The organism is Acinetobacter indicus (assembly GCF_009914475.1).
GTDB lineage: Bacteria > Pseudomonadota > Gammaproteobacteria > Pseudomonadales > Moraxellaceae > Acinetobacter > Acinetobacter indicus.
On sequence record NZ_CP045198.1, the window covers coordinates 1301054 to 1317393 of the forward strand.

16 protein-coding genes, 1 tRNA gene and 1 pseudogene are annotated in these 16340 nt (G+C 44.8%); 6 read left to right on the plus strand and 12 right to left on the minus strand.

Features of this window, described 5'->3' with window-relative positions:
* Positions 1–16: 16 nt before the first annotated feature.
* Entirely contained in the window at positions 17–361 is a 345-nt protein-coding gene (locus GA693_RS06660) for a hypothetical protein (protein WP_160241197.1), read from the plus strand.
* Between the two features lie 73 nt (positions 362–434).
* On the opposite strand, the pseudogene GA693_RS06665 reads toward GA693_RS06660, so the two are convergent.
* Positions 435–1027 (minus strand): annotated as a pseudogene (locus tag GA693_RS06665) (IS5 family transposase).
* Positions 1028–1225: 198 nt separating this feature from the next.
* On the opposite strand from GA693_RS06665, the gene GA693_RS06670 reads away from it, so the two are divergent.
* Both GA693_RS06670 and GA693_RS06675 read left to right on the plus strand, forming a co-directional pair.
* Positions 1226–2437 carry a YeeE/YedE family protein gene (locus tag GA693_RS06670; protein WP_005178851.1) on the plus strand — a complete coding sequence of 404 codons (1212 nt, stop codon included), beginning with the start codon at positions 1226–1228 and terminating at the stop codon, positions 2435–2437.
* 92 nt (positions 2438–2529) lie between these two features.
* Positions 2530–3231 carry a VIT1/CCC1 transporter family protein gene (locus tag GA693_RS06675; RefSeq protein WP_104988459.1) on the plus strand — a complete coding sequence of 234 codons (702 nt, stop codon included), beginning with the start codon at positions 2530–2532 and terminating at the stop codon, positions 3229–3231.
* A gap of 47 nt (positions 3232–3278) precedes the next feature.
* Here GA693_RS06675 and GA693_RS06680 read toward each other — a convergent pair whose 3' ends face one another.
* The 3 genes from GA693_RS06680 to GA693_RS06690 all read right to left on the minus strand — a co-directional run bounded on the left by GA693_RS06680 (position 3279) and on the right by GA693_RS06690 (position 5898).
* Entirely contained in the window at positions 3279–3797 is a 519-nt protein-coding gene (locus GA693_RS06680) for a hypothetical protein (protein ID WP_005178855.1), read from the minus strand.
* A gap of 62 nt (positions 3798–3859) precedes the next feature.
* The gene (locus GA693_RS06685; RefSeq protein WP_160241196.1) at positions 3860–4639 is read right to left on the minus strand and encodes a TIGR03915 family putative DNA repair protein; all 780 of its coding nucleotides are present in this window, start codon (positions 4637–4639) and stop codon (positions 3860–3862) included.
* On the minus strand, positions 4639–5898 hold the full coding sequence (locus GA693_RS06690; RefSeq protein ID WP_160241195.1) for a putative DNA modification/repair radical SAM protein: 1260 nt from the start codon (positions 5896–5898) through the stop codon (positions 4639–4641). Before GA693_RS06690 ends, GA693_RS06685 begins: the two co-directional genes overlap by 1 nt.
* 209 nt (positions 5899–6107) lie before the next feature.
* Between GA693_RS06690 and GA693_RS06695 the strand changes: the two genes are divergently transcribed.
* Entirely contained in the window at positions 6108–7151 is a 1044-nt protein-coding gene (locus tag GA693_RS06695; protein WP_127800501.1) for an NAD(P)H-dependent flavin oxidoreductase, read from the plus strand.
* 65 nt (positions 7152–7216) lie between these two features.
* Here the strand turns inward: GA693_RS06695 and GA693_RS06700 are convergent, their stop codons facing one another.
* The 6 genes from GA693_RS06700 to GA693_RS06725 all read right to left on the minus strand — a co-directional run bounded on the left by GA693_RS06700 (position 7217) and on the right by GA693_RS06725 (position 11356).
* Positions 7217–7807: a hypothetical protein gene (locus GA693_RS06700; RefSeq protein ID WP_160241194.1), complete on the minus strand. Its 591-nt coding sequence runs from the start codon at positions 7805–7807 to the stop codon at positions 7217–7219.
* A 173-nt stretch (positions 7808–7980) separates the two neighbouring features.
* Positions 7981–9048 carry an RNA-guided endonuclease InsQ/TnpB family protein gene (locus GA693_RS06705; protein WP_160241193.1) on the minus strand — a complete coding sequence of 356 codons (1068 nt, stop codon included), beginning with the start codon at positions 9046–9048 and terminating at the stop codon, positions 7981–7983.
* Between the two features lie 173 nt (positions 9049–9221).
* Positions 9222–10199 (minus strand): tRNA dihydrouridine synthase DusB, encoded by a 978-nt coding sequence (dusB, locus tag GA693_RS06710; protein ID WP_242898263.1) that lies wholly within the window; start codon positions 10197–10199, stop codon positions 9222–9224.
* A 273-nt stretch (positions 10200–10472) separates the two neighbouring features.
* Positions 10473–10682 carry a cold-shock protein gene (locus GA693_RS06715; RefSeq protein ID WP_005178879.1) on the minus strand — a complete coding sequence of 70 codons (210 nt, stop codon included), beginning with the start codon at positions 10680–10682 and terminating at the stop codon, positions 10473–10475.
* 200 nt (positions 10683–10882) lie between these two features.
* Positions 10883–11104 (minus strand): hypothetical protein, encoded by a 222-nt coding sequence (locus GA693_RS06720; protein WP_005178882.1) that lies wholly within the window; start codon positions 11102–11104, stop codon positions 10883–10885.
* Between the two features lie 175 nt (positions 11105–11279).
* Positions 11280–11356: transfer RNA gene (locus GA693_RS06725), tRNA-Met, on the minus strand.
* Positions 11357–11795: 439 nt separating this feature from the next.
* On the opposite strand from GA693_RS06725, the gene GA693_RS06730 reads away from it, so the two are divergent.
* Together GA693_RS06730 and GA693_RS06735 are read left to right on the plus strand one after the other, a co-directional pair.
* Entirely contained in the window at positions 11796–13001 is a 1206-nt protein-coding gene (locus tag GA693_RS06730; RefSeq protein WP_160232414.1) for a DUF1615 domain-containing protein, read from the plus strand.
* Complete coding sequence (locus GA693_RS06735; RefSeq protein WP_160241192.1) at positions 12968–13615, plus strand: HAD-IB family phosphatase; 648 nt, start codon at positions 12968–12970, stop codon at positions 13613–13615. Before GA693_RS06730 ends, GA693_RS06735 begins: the two co-directional genes overlap by 34 nt.
* Before the next feature lie 503 nt (positions 13616–14118).
* Here the strand turns inward: GA693_RS06735 and GA693_RS06740 are convergent.
* The gene (locus GA693_RS06740) at positions 14119–15213 is read right to left on the minus strand and encodes a fatty acid desaturase family protein (RefSeq protein ID WP_075166920.1); all 1095 of its coding nucleotides are present in this window, start codon (positions 15211–15213) and stop codon (positions 14119–14121) included.
* A gap of 15 nt (positions 15214–15228) precedes the next feature.
* The gene (locus tag GA693_RS06745) at positions 15229–16299 is read right to left on the minus strand and encodes a ferredoxin reductase (protein WP_156189208.1); all 1071 of its coding nucleotides are present in this window, start codon (positions 16297–16299) and stop codon (positions 15229–15231) included.
* Positions 16300–16340: the final 41 nt, after the last annotated feature.

Sequence of the window (16340 nt, forward strand, 5' to 3'; positions counted from 1 at the left end):
TAAAAGGAATATGACAATGAATAAATTACTTGTTGCTTTAGGTCTTGCTGCTACCGTTGCTTTAGTGGGCTGTAACCGTGATCAGGCGCCTGAAACAGGTGCAACCACTGGCGAGCATCTGGAAAATGCTGCTGAACAGGCAGGTCATGATATTTCCGGTGCTGCTGAAGAAGCTTCAGCTGAAATGGATGCTGCAACGGATGAAGCTGCTGCAGAGTTAGATCAGGCCGCGGATAATGTTGCTGCGGCAACCAGTCAGGCTTGGGATGAAACCAAGGAAGCCACCAAAGATGCAACTGCAACCGCAGCCGGTGCTGTTGAACAAGGTGCTGCGAACGTGCGTGAAGAAGCCCAGCAATAAAATTCACTTCCTCGCTAAAAGCTCCCTTCCGGGAGCTTTTTTATTATTCATTTTACTAGGATCTGTTGACATTTCATAATGGTAGCCAAATAAAGATACAAGCTAAGGCAACAGAATTTTCATAGCTTTGCTTTAGCTTGTCATAGCGTGTGGCAATTCCTCTAAATTGCTTTAATCTAGCAAAGGCATTCTCAATTAAGTGCCTGATTTTATAAAAATACCAATCCACATGATCATTATTTGAAAGTGTATTGGATTTCTTGGGAATATTAGCTTGAGTCCCCGTTTTTTCTATCTGTTCTCTCAAGGATTCAGAGTCATAACCCTTATCGGCACAGAGAATTTCTGTCTCGTGCAGGTCTATATTGTTAACTAATTTCGGTGCCACTTTTACATCATGGGTCGTACCATCCTCTATCAAAAACTGAACAGGGTTCCCATGAGATTTAATAACTTATTATCTTTCGACCACCGGGAAAATTTCTTGAATATGGAGTTTGGCTTTCCGAAGGCAGCAGGTAAATCCCGCCACGGGCAGCCTGTACGGATTCTATAAAGAATAGCTTCAATAAAATTTCGAAGATTTTGTTTGAGATAAATACGAAAATTACGGAAAATGTTTTCTAACTTAGACCAGTGTTGATCAGTCAACATTGTACGAGGCATAGCGAGGAGTAGATTTGGTTTGGCGATTAAATTCTACTTTCTCGCTATTTTTTTTGCACAGTAAATGTCAACAGACCCTAATATTTGAAATTAGAAATTTCAAATTAAAAATAGCTTAAATGACTGTTTCTGTCAGGTTAAAAGTTTAAATTTCCACTAAAATACTCAGGATTCTGATTTCTCTCCCTGTTATTGTCTATGTCTATTATTGCTGCAAAAGCCGACCGGTCGAATCGCTCGATCTGGGTCGCGCTGGTGTTATTGTTTATTGGCTGTATTGGCGCCTATCAGGTGGTGGGCATTAACCAGGCACTATTATTCCTGATTGGTGGTGCACTGGGGATGACCCTGTACCATGCTTCTTTTGGTTTTACCTCAAGCTGGCGGGTGTTTATCAAGCAAGGTCGTGGTCGCGGTCTGCGTGCACAAATGATCATGCTTGGTCTGGCAGTACTGCTGTTTTTCCCAGCCTTAGGTGCAGGTGAACTGTTTGGCAATCCGGTCAATGGTTTTGTTAGCCCAGTGTCAATGTCGGTGATGATTGGTGCCTTTATTTTTGGTATTGGCATGCAGCTCGGCGGCGGCTGTGCTTCTGGTACGCTGTATACCGTGGGTGGTGGTAGCGCACGCATGCTGGTAACACTGGTATTCTTCTGCTTAGGCTCACTGATTGCCACCACGCATTTAGACTGGTGGTTTAACCTGCCGCATCTGGCACCTATTTCACTGGTCACCAGCTTAGGTGTGATGCCGGCGTTATTGCTGAACTTTGTGCTGTTTGCCCTGATTGCCTTGGTTACCGTATGGTATGAAAAGAAACGTCATGGCAGTCTGGAGGTTGAACCGGCTGCACAGTATCAGGGCTGGAAACGCTTCTTACGTGGCCCGTGGCCGTTGGTGTGGGGCGGTATCATCCTGACCCTGCTGAACTTCGCTACTCTTGCGTTGGCTGGACGTCCTTGGGGCGTAACCTCTGCGCTGGCCGTCTGGGCCGCCAAATCGGCCAGTTTTGTGGGTGTTGATGTAGCCTCCTGGAGCTACTGGCAGCAACCAGCCAATGCCAAAGCACTGACAGAGTCGTTATGGTTTGATATTACCTCGATGATGAACTTCGGGATTATGCTCGGCGCCCTGCTGGCAGCCAGTCTGGCCGGTAAATTCGCACCGAACTTTAATATTCCAAAACGCTCGCTGATGGCAGCGATTGTTGGCGGTTTGCTGTTAGGTTATGGCGCACGCCTGGCTTATGGCTGTAATATTGGCGCCTATTTCAGTGGTATTGCCTCTGGCAGTTTACATGGCTGGCTGTGGCTGGTATTTGCCTTTATTGGCAATGGCATTGGGGTCAAACTGCGTCCATTCTTCTTCCCGGAAGAACGCCCACAACCGGAAAAGCTGACCGGCTGTTAATTCCTGACTCGCTGTTAAAAAAGCCCCAAAAGTTGGGGCTTTTTGCATCTCTGGGTTAAGATAGCCGCATACAATAAGAAATCAGGCGGGCTATGAGTTATTCACATCATCATGAAAAACATTATATTTTAAGAACGGGCTGGTTACGTGCTGCGGTGTTGGGAGCCAATGATGGGATTATTTCGGTGACCAGTCTGGTGATCGGGATGGCGGCCAGTGGTGCTTCCAGCCAGACCCTGCTGATTACCTGTATTGCCGGCCTGATTTCAGGCGCTAGTTCCATGGCTGCCGGCGAATATATTTCGGTCAAATCCCAGGAAGATATCGAGCAGGCTGATCTGCACATGGAATCCAGAGAACTGCGTAAAAACCCCGATCTGGAACTAAAAGAACTGACCCATATTTATACCTTGCGCGGCCTGACGCCTGAGCTAGCGCATGAAGTGGCGGTACAGCTGACCGCCAAAGATGCCCTAGCCGCCCACGCCCGCGATGAAATCGGCATTCATGAAAATACTGCCGCCAATGCGGTACAGGCGGCGGCATCCTCGGCGATTGCATTTTCTTTAGGGGCGCTGTTGCCTTTACTGACCATTGTCTTTAGTCCGGTGGATTATCTGGACCGAAGCATTGTGATTGTAGGTGTCTTATCGCTGGCCTTACTCGGTGCCCTGTCCAGCTATTTTGCCGGCACCTCCATGCTCAGAGGCAGCTTGCGGGTCACGGTCTGGGGCGTGGTGGCCATGCTATTCGCACACTGGATTGGCTCGTTGTTCCATGTCACACCTTTATAAAAAAACCGCCCAGCAAATCGGGCGGTTTTTTTACCTTAGGGCTGTGTTTACTGTAAAGCCGCTTTCAGGTTACAGCCATAATTCATGGTTTGCTGCACCTGACGATAGCTGGTATAGCGGTTTAAAATAAAATCATAAAAATTGTCGGCATTGGCAAAATTCTGCTTTAAATTTTCCTGTTGAGCCTGGGGCAGCTGGATCTGATCAAGCAGTTCCAGATTATAATGTCCGAGACGATACATCTCGGCAAAATAGCCATTCATCATATCGCAATAGCCGGCTTTGGTCGGCTTTAAGGCGGTACTGCTGACCAGATGCTGGTTCAAGGTCATCAGATTATCGGCATCTAAAGGAAACTGCTGGGCAAAGGCAATACTTTCCAGCTGCTTAAACTGCTGAAAATCGGCTTCCAGTTGACGGTTTAAGGCACTAAAGCGCTGCTGTAGCTGCTCTGCACTGGCCACCTGGTACTGTTCAGGCTGGACCTGTACCTGCTCTGCCTCATGTGGTCCACATGCTGTCAAACCTGTTATTGTGAGCAAAACAGCCCCTACATACCCCTTCATGCTTTTACCTTTTCCACGATACAACCCGGGCATTATACTGATGAAACCGGCCGGGATGAAAGTTAGAGCGACTTTTCATTCATATAGCGCCAGTAACGTTTCGGTACATACTGAATATGCAGCTTCATGTTCTGCCGTGCCTGAATATTGACGCTGTGAAAATAATCTTTCCACAGCTGGTTATATAAAAATTCTTCAGCATCCAGCTCGATACTAAAGGCCTGACTGTGGCCACTGCCCAGCTGGAGATCCAGCTGCCGGGCATTCATCTGAACCTGATGCACATCATCCAGATCATAATAAATGCCGTAATCACGCTGTTCGTCATAAATCAGCCAGCGCTGATCCTGATAACGCGCCTTAAAATGCCGCTCGATCAGCGGTAATACATTAAAATCTGGCCGCACCAGACTTAAGAACAGACCATCCTGACATTTTTTAAAGCGTACAAAAGCTTCCATGCGATGTTTTTCCCGGCCCACCTGCTTGGCCCACTGTGCCATGCCCAACACCGCCGGATGGCCATAATTACCATCCACCGCATGGCCGTGTTGAAAAACATAAATGCAAAAATCAAACAGATGCTGAAAGGCCTGTTCCTGCTCCGACAAAAAGCACAGATAAAACTGACGCAAGCTGCCGGGCTGGATTTTCTGTTTCAAGCCCTGCCAGACCCGCTGCCCCTGCACATCCTGTGAAGACACGACAATAAACTCATCAAACAGGCCATGCTGGGACTGCGGATTGGCGGTAATGTGTACATCAAACTCTTGAAAGCGAAATGCCCGAAACACACAGCAAAGCAAGCCGGTGAGCGTGCCATCAAAGCAGTAGGTGGCCATTAAAAAGCAAAGCCCAGTTGTGGCGAGAGCTGCTGCTGATATTTGGATTGCCCCGACTGTAAAATCTGCTGGCGAATCTGCTGCGCTGGCGGCTCTTTTTTAAATTTCGGGCTGTCGGCACAGCGAATAAAATGCTGGGCACGGTTATAGGCCACGCCCATGCGTTTTAGCTGATCTATATGAATGTGCCCAAACCGGCGCGCCTGCACAATTTTCTGCGCCGAACGCACGCCTATACCCGGCACCCGTAAAATCAACTGGTAGTCGGCACGGTTGATATCTACCGGAAAAGCCTCTGGATGACGCAGTGCCCAGCCCAATTTCGGGTCGACATCCAGGTCTAAATTGGGATGTTGATCATCCACCAGTTCATGCGCAGCAAAACCATAAAAACGCATTAACCAGTCACTTTGATAGAGCCGGTTTTCACGCAGCAACGGCGGCGCTGAACCGACAGCGGGCAAGGCCTTTTCCTGTGTATTAATTGGAATATAACCAGAAAAATAAACCCGTTTTAGCTTGAATTCTTTGTAGTGCCGATCGGCCATCATAATAATGTCTTGGTCGGTTTCATTATGTGCACCCACTACCATCTGCGTGGTTTGTCCGGCCGGAACAAACTTCGGTACCGATTTGATGATTTTCGATTCATCTTTCAGTTGAATCAGGCGATCGCGGACAATACCCAAATCCTTCTGCACTTCGGCATGACTTTTTTCCGGGGCAAACTGCTGTAGTCCGGCTTCGGTCGGCATTTCCAGATTAATACTCATCCGGTCAACATATAAACCAGCTTCGGTAATAATTTCCTGAGATGCGCCGGGAATGGTTTTTAAATGAATATATCCATTAAAGTTTTCTTCCAGCCGCAGCTTTTTCACCACCTGTAACATTCGTTCCATGGTGTAATCGGCCGATTTAAAAATACCGGAACTTAAAAACAGCCCTTCAATATAATTACGCCGGTAAAAATTTATGGTCAGGTCAACCACTTCCTGTACGGTAAAGGCCGCGCGTTTCACATCATTGGAACGCCGCGACACGCAATAGGCACAGTCATAAATACAGACATTGGAGAACAGGATTTTAAGTAGCGAAACACAGCGCCCATCTTCGGTATAGCTGTGGCAGATGCCATTACCGGTATTGCCCAGCCCTTTATCTGTATTTTTGCGCCGACTGCCACTCGATGAGCAGGACACATCATATTTGGCAGCATCGGCTAAAATTTGCAGTTTTTCACGGATACGTTCAGACATGCGTTTCAGCAGAAATTAGGAGATAAGCTGATTATAAAAAAGCGAAAATACTGCGCCTAGCAAGCCGATGCGTTAGCACGACCCAGCTTGTCGCAACGAATGTAACTGCTGTGTAAAAACCGGCAGATTATTTAAAAAATAAATAATGATTATGATTTGCTAATTTTGTTCAGCTTGGGCAAAGTGTAGGAAGAATAAGGAGAAATCGCATGTCTATATTGGAACAGCTCGGCATTAAACATCCTATTTTTTTAGCGCCGATGGCCGGTGTTTCGACACCTGAACTGGCTGCCGAAGTTTCCAACCAGGGCGGCTTGGGTTCACTGGGTTTAGGGGCCAGTTCAGTGGCGTCTGCCCGAGAACAGATTTTAAAAACCCAGGACCTGACCGACTGCCCTTTTCAGGTCAATTTCTTCTGTCATCAACCCGAGCCGCTGGATGAAGCTGCGGCTCAGGTCTGGCTGGATTATTTAAGTCCGCATTTTGTCCATTATGGCGTAGCGCTGCCGATCCAGCTCAAAAATCTGTATCCTAGTTTTTTAAGCAATGATGATTATCTGAATCTGGTGCTGGAAACCCGTCCTCAGGCGGTGAGTTTTCATTTTGGTATTCCGCACGCGCATCAGATTCAGGCGCTAAAACAGGCCGGGATTATCACCATGGTCTCTGCCACCAATCTGGCCGAAGCACAAGCCATTGAAGCGGCGGGTATTGATATTATTATTGCCCAAGGCGTAGAGGCTGGCGGTCATCGTGGCCTGTTTAATGCCGCTATTGATGGCGGTATCCGCACGGTAGATTTAGTGACTTTACTGACCCAGCACTGTCAGATTCCGGTGGTTGCGGCTGGTGGAATTATGAATGGTCAACATGCACAACGTGTCATGAACCTTGGCGCAGTCGCGGTACAGCTCGGGACCGCCTTTGTGCAATGTAAATCTTCCAATGCCAATGAGGCGTATCGCAAGGCTTTATTTAGCCAGAGCTGTACCCAAATTACCGATTCAATTTCCGGCCGTCCGGCACGTGGTCTGGTCAATCAGTGGCACCGTCTGGTGGATACGCCAAACCGTCCGCCGGTACCGACCTATCCGTATACTTATGATATTGGCAAGCAGTTACATGCCGCAGCCAGCCAGCAAGGCGAACAGGGATTTGGCGCATTCTGGGCCGGTGCCAACGTGGGCCTGATTCGTGACATGGAAGCCGGTGATTTAATTAATCAACTGGTGCTGGAAATGACCAGTCACTAAGCGAGAACAATAAAAAACATCTCCGCGGAGATGTTTTTTATTGGCCTGATAGTGTCTTGAATGCTTTAACGGGTGACACGTTGCCAGGCATCTTTGGCTGCAAATTTTGCTTCTTCCCAGTTCAGACGGGAATCGCCTTTCATCTGTTCCCATTTGGTGCGCAGTTCTGGCTCGGCCCGGTCAAAATCGACATTTTGTTCATATAAAGGCCGGTTTTCATAGCCCAGACGATAGGCGCCGCGATAATCACGATCATAGTCGACATCGGCATAGACACTGCGGGTTTCATTATAATATGGACGGTTCTGGTACTGATCACGCCAGTACACATCTTCTGCAGTCGGATCAATCGCATCGGCAATTTCATTACCGGCCAATCCACCGACCACACCACCGGCAATACCGCCCACTACGGCACCGACCGGTCCAGCTGCAGCACCCACGGCCGCACCGGTTGCCGCGCCCCCTAATACACCGACACTGGTGCCAACAGGATGATCGCCTGCTTCATTCATATCCGGGACACGATTGGTGTCCAAATCTGGACGTGCATTGACATCGGTCGGGTCGACATTTAAACCCTGGCTTCGTTCTTGTGGTAATTCTGTTGAGGTCTTATGGCTAAATTGAGTCACAGGACGATTAGTATTGGTCATGTTGAAACTCCCTGGATCATTGTTATTAACAAGACTGGAATATCATCTTGCCAAGTGAAGACTTACCTAGCATAGAGCAAGCCAAGCCCTGCAATGTCCAAGTCCTGTCCGTGTTCAGTGAGCGTATGTTGCCCTGTGTTCAGGTCTGTAGAGATTGTAAACGGTTGACATCCTCACCCACCTGAAAGGAGGGTGATTCCTACTGCTAGACGCTTATGCCCAAGCGCAAGTATGTTCTTGGCGGAGTTTAAATCGCGTTGATTTACACTTCCGCATTCACATTCCCATACTCTTATTCGCAAATCTGCTCTACCTTTCGGACTGCTTGCGGTGATTGCACCGCAGCTCGAACAGGTTTGGGTTGTGAATCTCTCGTTGACTTCCTCAAACATGACCCCTGCGTTCTCGCATTTATACTTGAGCATGGTTTTGAGTGTTGAAAATCCTGTATCTAAAATAGATTTCGCCATTTTAGTTTTTACAAGTTTGTTCGCACTTAGATCACCAACGACAATCAGTGCATTGTCTTTCACCAGCTGGGTGCTAGCCTTGTGCAAATGGTCTTTACGACAGTTTGCAATCTTGGCGTGTAATGCACGGACACGCTTTTTATTTCTCGCTCTCTGAGCAATACCGAGCTTTTGCTCGTATTTTCGATAGAACTTGGGATTACTGATGACTGTGCCATCGGAACAGGTAGCAATATCTTTTAAGCCTAGATCAATACCCACGGCTTTTGTGGCGGTAGGTTTGTTTTGTTTGGGTGAATCAACCACTAAGCAGACATACCAACGTCCACGACTATCCTCTACAAATGAGCCTGTTTTAATGCTGTATTTCGATAGTCCGTAACTATCCCATAGCTTGAATTGATGCTTGCCATACTGAACGTATCCATCGGCGTATTTAATAGCGACCTTTTTAAAGGGTATCCAACCTAGTGATCTTCTTGCTGATTTCTTATTACTGACACGCCATCTCAACTTTGATTTTGTGAACTGTTTTCTGCGAGTGACCAATTCTTCTGTTACAGCCTGAATGGTTTGGCTATGAAGATTACATTCCTTTGATGCGCCTTTCGTGTATTTAGCAATATCGTATGCTGAAAAGAATTGTTGTTTGCGCTGTAGGTGTTTGAAACACAAATCATTGACATAGTTCCAGACAAAATTAACTTCAGATGCCAATTGGTCTAGCACCTTACAATGTTTGTCTTTTATACGTAATTTAAGTGTTTTCATGGGCTTATATTAGCTCATATTAGGCTTAATATATTGTTTTTTAGCAATTAAACGACATTTCATGTCGTGTCGCTTATATCTCTGACCTGAAAGACAGAGGTTTACGCTCCATTTGATAAAGTCGGGGATAAAAAATGGCGCTCTGAAGCGCCACAATTATGATAGATATTTAATTATTTGGTTTCTAACAGATTCACCTGCTCAACCTGCACATCACTCATGATGTTGCCATGTTCTAACAGTTGATTAAAATAGTTTTCCACCACCTGATACTGCTCGGCCGTGCTTTCCACACGGTACATATTCTGGCGGAATTCATTGCTAGAACGCAGTCCTTTGGTGTACCAGGCAATATGTTTACGTGAAATACGGCAGCCTGAATATTCTCCATAAAAGCTATAAAGTTCAGATAAATGCCCAAGCAATACCTGTTTGACTTCTTCAATACTCGGTGCAGCCAAATGTTCACCGGTCGTCAGATAATGGGCAATTTCACGGAAAATCCAGGGACGGCCTTGTGCCGCACGGCCAATCATAATCGCATCTGCACCGGTATAATCCAGCACCATTTTAGCTTTTTCCGGACTGTCGATGTCGCCATTGGCAATCAGCGGGATATTCAGCTCGGCCTTAACCTGCTTGATTAACTCATAACGCGCCGTGTTCAGGTACATATCTTCACGGGTACGGCCATGCAGGGCCAGTGCGGCAATACCGGCCTGTTCCGCACGCTTGGCCACACGCAGAATATTTTCCTGACCGTTTAAAAAACCGAGTCGGGTTTTTAAGGTTACCGGCACATCGACTGCTTCTACAACTGCATCTAAAATCCGGGCGACCAGATCTTCATCTTGCAGCAACGCCGAACCGGCCAGCTTATTACATACTTTTTTGGCAGGACAGCCCATATTAATATCGACAATCTGTGCACCATTGGCCACCTGATAACGCGCAGCTTCGGCTAGGTCAGCCGGATCGGAGCCGGCAATTTGTGCAGAAATCGGCGCGATTTCGCCATCAAAATTGGCCCGATACAGACTTTTTTTGCTCATGCGCAAAGTCTTGTCCGAGGTCATCATTTCACTGACTGCATGGCCTGCGCCAAAATATTTGCACAGCGTTCTAAACGGCCGATCAGTGACGCCTGCCATTGGTGCCACCCACAGCTTTCGCTCAATAGGACGATCAAACAGTTCTTGAATGACAGGATGTGAACTCAATGTAGGAACCTCGGGAAACAGAAAATGCGCAGCGAATCTTTCAGATGGGAGAAAACTGGATACGGCGCTAAAAACCGGGCTAGTTTAAAGCCTTCTGACCAAAATTTCTATGCATCTGTACCGACCACAGCACATCTGTTTTTAGCAGATGCTAAAAAAACAAAAGCCCATCAGAAGATGAGCTTTTTGCAGCGAAACCGGCAATTAGATTGCAGTAATACCGCTGGCCTGGTCGCCTTTTTTACCCGCTACGATGGTAAATTCAACGCGCTGGCCTTCATGTAAAGTTTTGAAGCCCTGGTTGGTAATTTCGCTGTAATGAGCAAAAACGTCCTGACCTGAATCTGCCTGAATAAAACCAAAACCTTTAGTTTCATTAAACCATTTCACAGTACCAGTAACTGTATTTGACATAAGATAATCCTGTATTAAAAAACTTTTAAATTGGTCATAGATAAACCAATAATTAACTGGAAAATGACTTTGAAACTAAAAATCTGATACTACGAAGGATATTAAAAAACGACGGAGGGAAAAGATTTGCTGAAACAATAGTAATTCTTCTAGTTAAGGACCACTATACAGACTTCTGTTCTGAATGCAATAAAAATAAATTAATTCAATTTATATAACTGATTTAAAGCAATATAAAAACTTTTACCATCCAGGTTAAATTCCACCTGCTGGCCGGACTGAAGCTCAATCATTTTACCGACTTCCACCCAGATAAAACCCTGGCTCGAGCGCTGCTTCTTTTTCAGCGGCATTACTTTTACAAAAATTTCCTGACCATTGACCGCAGTGGCCAACTGCCAATTTTCTACATTATTCAACATAACTGACTCATTATATGAGCTTAGGTGATCATTTAAGAAAGCTGTTCCATTTTATTAAAATTTCATCTTTCAAAAATCGGATAAAAACACAATCAAATTTGATTATTTTAAACTTTTCACTGTCCCAATTCTCACAATTATGGACAAATATTCAATCACTATAAGCATTAAAAGTTGGATGCGGGAGCCGGATTTGAACCAACGACCTTCGGGTTATGAGCCCGACGAGCTACCAGACTGCTCCACCCCGCAAAGGAGAGTTAGCTTTATACGCCCTATATTTGCTAAACACAAGGTTTATTTAAAATATACACTAAAATAACCACGGTTCTACGCTAAAATAATTCCCTTTATTTTGAGTAGAAAATTTTGGAATTATTAAAAAACAACAGATAATATTTTAAAAACAATTCAGATGATTTTATCCAGCATCACCCTTATTTATTTAAATTTTTTCCTTAAAATAACAGAAGATCATCAAATTAAAATCAGCGCTTTATTTTGAAATAGAATTTAGTATCTAACCCTACAGTATCCGCTTTTTGAGCCACTCAATTCTCTGGCATCTTGCAGATAAAAATTGACAGTGCAACGTAGGCCGTATACATATATATTCACACTTGTATAGCCGAATTTCTGTATACTTCATCTGCCCTGTAGGCTGACCCGTCTGGACCGAGTTTTCCTGTTTATGAAACACACCTTCCTGTCATCTGTAATCAAACCTTTAAGCCTGATTGCGTTATCTTTAAGTTTAGCTGCCTGTGGCGACAGCGCCTGGTGGAATAAAGGCGATGAGCCAAGTCTAGATGCAGATCAGATCAAACGACTAATTCCTTCCCGCGTGAAAGATCGTGATTCATGGGCCAAAGATATTTACGATATTAGTGAACAATTGGGCATTCCGCAGACCAAGGAAAATATGTGCACCATTGTCGCCGTGGTCGATCAGGAATCCAACTTTGTTGCCGATCCACAGGTCTATGGTTTAGGTGAAAAAGCAGTTAAAGAAGTCCAAGAACGTTTAGACGAGAAATTTAAAGATAAACTCGGTGAAGCCATTGGTGGCACCATTGCCGGCTATTTTCAGGATGTACTGAAAAACCATCCAAGCCCGGAAGATAACTATTTAAGCCAGATGCGCCGGGTCAAAACCGAACGGGAACTGGATGAACTTTATCGTGAAATTTTTGACTATATGGCCAAGCATTATCATGTGTCGGCCCTGACCGGCGCCGCCAAGCTGTTTGGTCAAAATATCGGAGAAAAGCTGAATCCGATTACCACCTTAGGTTCAATGCAGGTGCATATCAGTTATGCCAAGGAACATAAACGCCAAGGCGGCAATATTGCAGAATTACGCACCGATTTATACAGCCAATATGGTGGCCTGTATTATGGTATTCACCGCCTGATGATGTATCCGGCTGATTATGATAAACCGCTATATCGCTTTGCCGATTATAACTCGGGCATGTATTCCAGCCGCAATGCCGCTTTTCAGAGCATGCTGAATGATTTAACCGAAGCCGAATTATCTCTAGATGGTGATTTACTGCTCTATAGCAAAGATGGCGGTGTTCGCAGTGCCAAGAGCCAATCTGAACGCGAGCTGATTAGTGTTTTTGCCAAACATAATATTGTGCTCACCCCACGTCAAATCCGCTCCGATCTGAAAAAAGAAAAAGAGCAGGATTTTGAAGATACCGCCTCGTATCGCGCCTTATTAAAACTGTATCAGGAACAAACTAGCAAAGAACCATTTTATGCGATAATGCCAGAGGTGGTAATTTCCGGGCCAAAACTCAGCCGTGATTATAATACCAACTGGTTTGCTACTCGGGTCAACGGGCGATATACCACATGCATGCAAAAAGCCAAAAATATAAAAATCTAGCCTTATTCGATTTTGATGGAACCCTGTATGAGCATGACAGTTTTACCGGCTTTATTTTCTACAGTCTGGGCAAACGGCATATTCTCAAGCGTGGACTGATCACCCTCCCCTGGATTATGGCTTATTATTTAAAGCTCTATCCGGCGCATAAAATGCGGCCCCGACTATTTAAGGGAATGTTTAAGTCGGTACCGCAGCATCAAATTAAGGAAAAAGCAGAAAGCTATGCAGCACAATTGGTTCAAGCTTTAAATCCGAAATTACTCAATCAACTACAAAAGCATCAAGCCCATGGAGATGATATTGTGTTGGTCTCTGCTTCTATTAATATTTATTTGGAAGCGGTATGTGAGTTATTAAATATTGATTTAATCTGCTCTCAGGTGGCTTTAGAGAACTCTATCTTTAGCGGTGAATATTTAACGGCAGATTGCAGTTTATATGAAAAGAAACAACAAATTATAAAGCGTTATGATTTAGAGCAGTACAATGCTATTTATGCTTATGGCAATAGTTATGAAGATGAGCCAATGCTGAATATGGCAACTTATCCTTATATGGTGGGCACAGATCAAGCTTTACCTGAAGTGACGCTCTATAAAAAATTAGCTTGATTTTAGAAAAGCAATAAAAAACCCACAATTTATTGTGGGTTTTTAGTGGATTGGGGTTACATGTAGCGGATGCCGCCAATATTAAATACCTTTTTATAAACAGGGATATAATTCCCTGCTTCATCAGCATTGCTTAATTTCATACGGCTTTGTTGCATAAATATGTAAGCATCTGATTTAAATAAATTTAATTTTGGATCAAAAAATAATCAAAACTTTTAAAATCATATAGTTATGAAATCTTTGTGCAACAAAGCCCTTATACTCACATAGAGTATATAAGCTTAGATATCATTGTACTTATCAAGTAGTTGGCATAAATGCTCAAAGTTAATCATTTATGTGAATTATTTTATAAAGAATTAAAAAAATCATACCAAATAACCTTTTTCTCCAGATTTCCGAGTTGGCTGCTTTGTTTTTAGTTTTTATGGCTCTTTCTATACAATAAAAAAGGCAATTTCCTATAAAAATTGCCTTTTTTCTCTTAACGCATTTTATACTTATTTTTTAAACGGAAACGCATACTTGGCAATCCGTTTCAGTACACTGCCATATTGTTTAAACAGGCTGGCATTGTTGTAGTGCAAACCATATTTTTCACATACTGCCTGTACTTTTGGCGCCATCTGACGGTAACGGCGTGCCGGCACATCCGGATATAAATGGTGTTCAATCTGATGGCTTAAATGGCCAGTCAGAATATGGAACGCTTCTGAACCGGTCAGGTTAGAAGAACCGCGAATCTGGCGCATATACCAGTGACCACGGCTTTCATTTTTCAATACCGATTTTGGGAATACCTCAACATCTTTGGTGAAGTGACCACAGAAAATAATACTGAAGGTCCAGATGTTACGAATCCCGTTGGCCACCAGGTTGCCAGTGAATACTGGTAACGCAGCAGGACCAGCAATCAGCGGGAAGAACACATAGTCTTTAAACAGCTGTTTAGAGATTTTGCGCTGTAAAGGTTTCCACTCTTCTTTCAGCTCAGCCTTGGTTTTACGGCCCATCCACACTTTACCAAGTTCCAGGTTTTGAATCGCAACACCCCACTGGAACAGTAAACAGAATGGAATACTGTAAATCGGTTGTAGCAGATGACCCGGTTTCCAGCGTTGTTCTGGAAACAGACGTACCAGACCATAGCCGATATCATCATCCATACCTTTAATATTGGTATAGGTATGATGCTTGTAGTTGTGGGTTTGACGCCAGTTTTCAGAGGTACCGACAATATCCCACTCATAGGTCTGACCGTTGAATTTTGGATCGTTCATCCAGTCATATTGACCGTGCATGACGTTATGGCCAAGTTCCATATTTTCCATGATTTTGGCAAAGCCGAGCAGACCAGTACCCAAAATCCAGGCTGGCGGGAACCAGCCAGCAAACAGGCAGGCACGACCCGCAATAGAAGCATAACGGATGGTTGAGTATACACGGCGGATGTATTTGGCATCTTTTTCGCCTAAATCATCCAGCACTTCCTGCTTGATGGCGTCTAATTCACGCGCCAATTCATCCAGTTCTAATTGGGTTAATTCGCGGTTTTTAGGATTTTTAAAATATTCAAATTTGACTGGCATATTCATAGTGAGTGTACCCGCTTATAAGTCAATAACTAAGTCTGTTTGTGCCGAATTCACGCAAAGCTTGAGCAAATTACCCGGTTCAGTGTTTTGCGCACCATTCACCAGATTTTTGGTCGAGCCTTCGACTTTGTTGCAGGCACATTTATTACAAATTCCCATACGGCAGCCATGCTTCGGTTGAATATTCTGCTGCTCCAGGCTGGTCAAAATAGATTGGCCTTTGGGAATGGTCACGGTTTTATTCGATTGGGTTAAGGTCACCTGCACAAAACCAGCTTCTTCATTGAGCATTGGGCTCATGCTAAAGGCTTCAGTTTTTAATTGTTGTGCATGCGCAAACAGTTCTTCTACCCGTGCAGCAAAACCCGATGGACCACAGGCATAGACTGCGCTCTGTTCAATCTGCTCAAGGGCTTGCAGATGGCTTTCATTCAGACGCTGTGCCGGTGTTTCCCCTGCCTGGGTATAAAACACGTCAAAGCTAAAGTGTGGATATTGTGTCGCCCATTGTTCAAACTGGGTTTTAAAAGCAACATCGGCAAAGGTTTTTACCCAGTACATCAGTTTAACCGGGGTCTGCTTTAATTGACCCGATTTGGCCAAAGCATCGACCAGGCTATACATTGGGGTAATACCACTACCGGCAGCCAGCAAAATGAGTGGCTGTGTCGCTTCAGGCAACAACATATCGCCATAAGGCTGGCCAAATTCCAGAATATCGCCCACATTGGCCTGATTGACCAACCAGCTGCTGACTTTACCCTGATCGACTTTTTTAACGGTTAACAGCACATGCTGAGTATCCAGTTGCGTCAGGCTGTAGGTACGCTCATAGCGAATTCCTTCAATGGTGACAAAGACCGGGTGATGTTGGCCCGCCTGTCCAAGCTGGAATTTCTGATTGAACTGCACCATCAGGCTGACCGTGTCCTGCGCGGTCTGCTGCTTTTGCACAATCTTGCCCAATGCCTGATTCACAGACCACAACGGATTGATTTTTTGTAACCAGAAGTTTGCCGAGTACGGATCAACAATCGCACTCGCAAGAGATTTGAGGGGAGATTTCGACTTTTCGATAACGTGCATAGCCTACACCACGCGATGAATTCTCAATTATTATACACATG

Coding starts and splice junctions, on each gene's coding strand:
- GA693_RS06685 (WP_160241196.1), bottom strand. CDS start 4,639: ATGGCCACCTACTGCTTTGATGGCACGCTCACCGGCTTGCTTTGCTGT.
- GA693_RS06690 (WP_160241195.1), bottom strand. CDS start 5,898: ATGTCTGAACGTATCCGTGAAAAACTGCAAATTTTAGCCGATGCTGCC.
- dusB (WP_242898263.1), bottom strand. CDS start 10,199: ATGGCAGGCGTCACTGATCGGCCGTTTAGAACGCTGTGCAAATATTTT.
- GA693_RS06695 (WP_127800501.1), top strand. CDS start 6,108: ATGTCTATATTGGAACAGCTCGGCATTAAACATCCTATTTTTTTAGCG.
- GA693_RS06700 (WP_160241194.1), bottom strand. CDS start 7,807: ATGACCAATACTAATCGTCCTGTGACTCAATTTAGCCATAAGACCTCA.
- GA693_RS06680 (WP_005178855.1), bottom strand. CDS start 3,797: ATGAAGGGGTATGTAGGGGCTGTTTTGCTCACAATAACAGGTTTGACA.
- GA693_RS06715 (WP_005178879.1), bottom strand. CDS start 10,682: ATGTCAAATACAGTTACTGGTACTGTGAAATGGTTTAATGAAACTAAA.
- GA693_RS06745 (WP_156189208.1), bottom strand. CDS start 16,299: ATGCACGTTATCGAAAAGTCGAAATCTCCCCTCAAATCTCTTGCGAGT.
- GA693_RS06735 (WP_160241192.1), top strand. CDS start 12,968: ATGCATGCAAAAAGCCAAAAATATAAAAATCTAGCCTTATTCGATTTT.
- GA693_RS06660 (WP_160241197.1), top strand. CDS start 17: ATGAATAAATTACTTGTTGCTTTAGGTCTTGCTGCTACCGTTGCTTTA.
- GA693_RS06705 (WP_160241193.1), bottom strand. CDS start 9,048: ATGAAAACACTTAAATTACGTATAAAAGACAAACATTGTAAGGTGCTA.
- GA693_RS06730 (WP_160232414.1), top strand. CDS start 11,796: ATGAAACACACCTTCCTGTCATCTGTAATCAAACCTTTAAGCCTGATT.
- GA693_RS06720 (WP_005178882.1), bottom strand. CDS start 11,104: ATGTTGAATAATGTAGAAAATTGGCAGTTGGCCACTGCGGTCAATGGT.
- GA693_RS06740 (WP_075166920.1), bottom strand. CDS start 15,213: ATGAATATGCCAGTCAAATTTGAATATTTTAAAAATCCTAAAAACCGC.
- GA693_RS06675 (WP_104988459.1), top strand. CDS start 2,530: ATGAGTTATTCACATCATCATGAAAAACATTATATTTTAAGAACGGGC.
- GA693_RS06670 (WP_005178851.1), top strand. CDS start 1,226: ATGTCTATTATTGCTGCAAAAGCCGACCGGTCGAATCGCTCGATCTGG.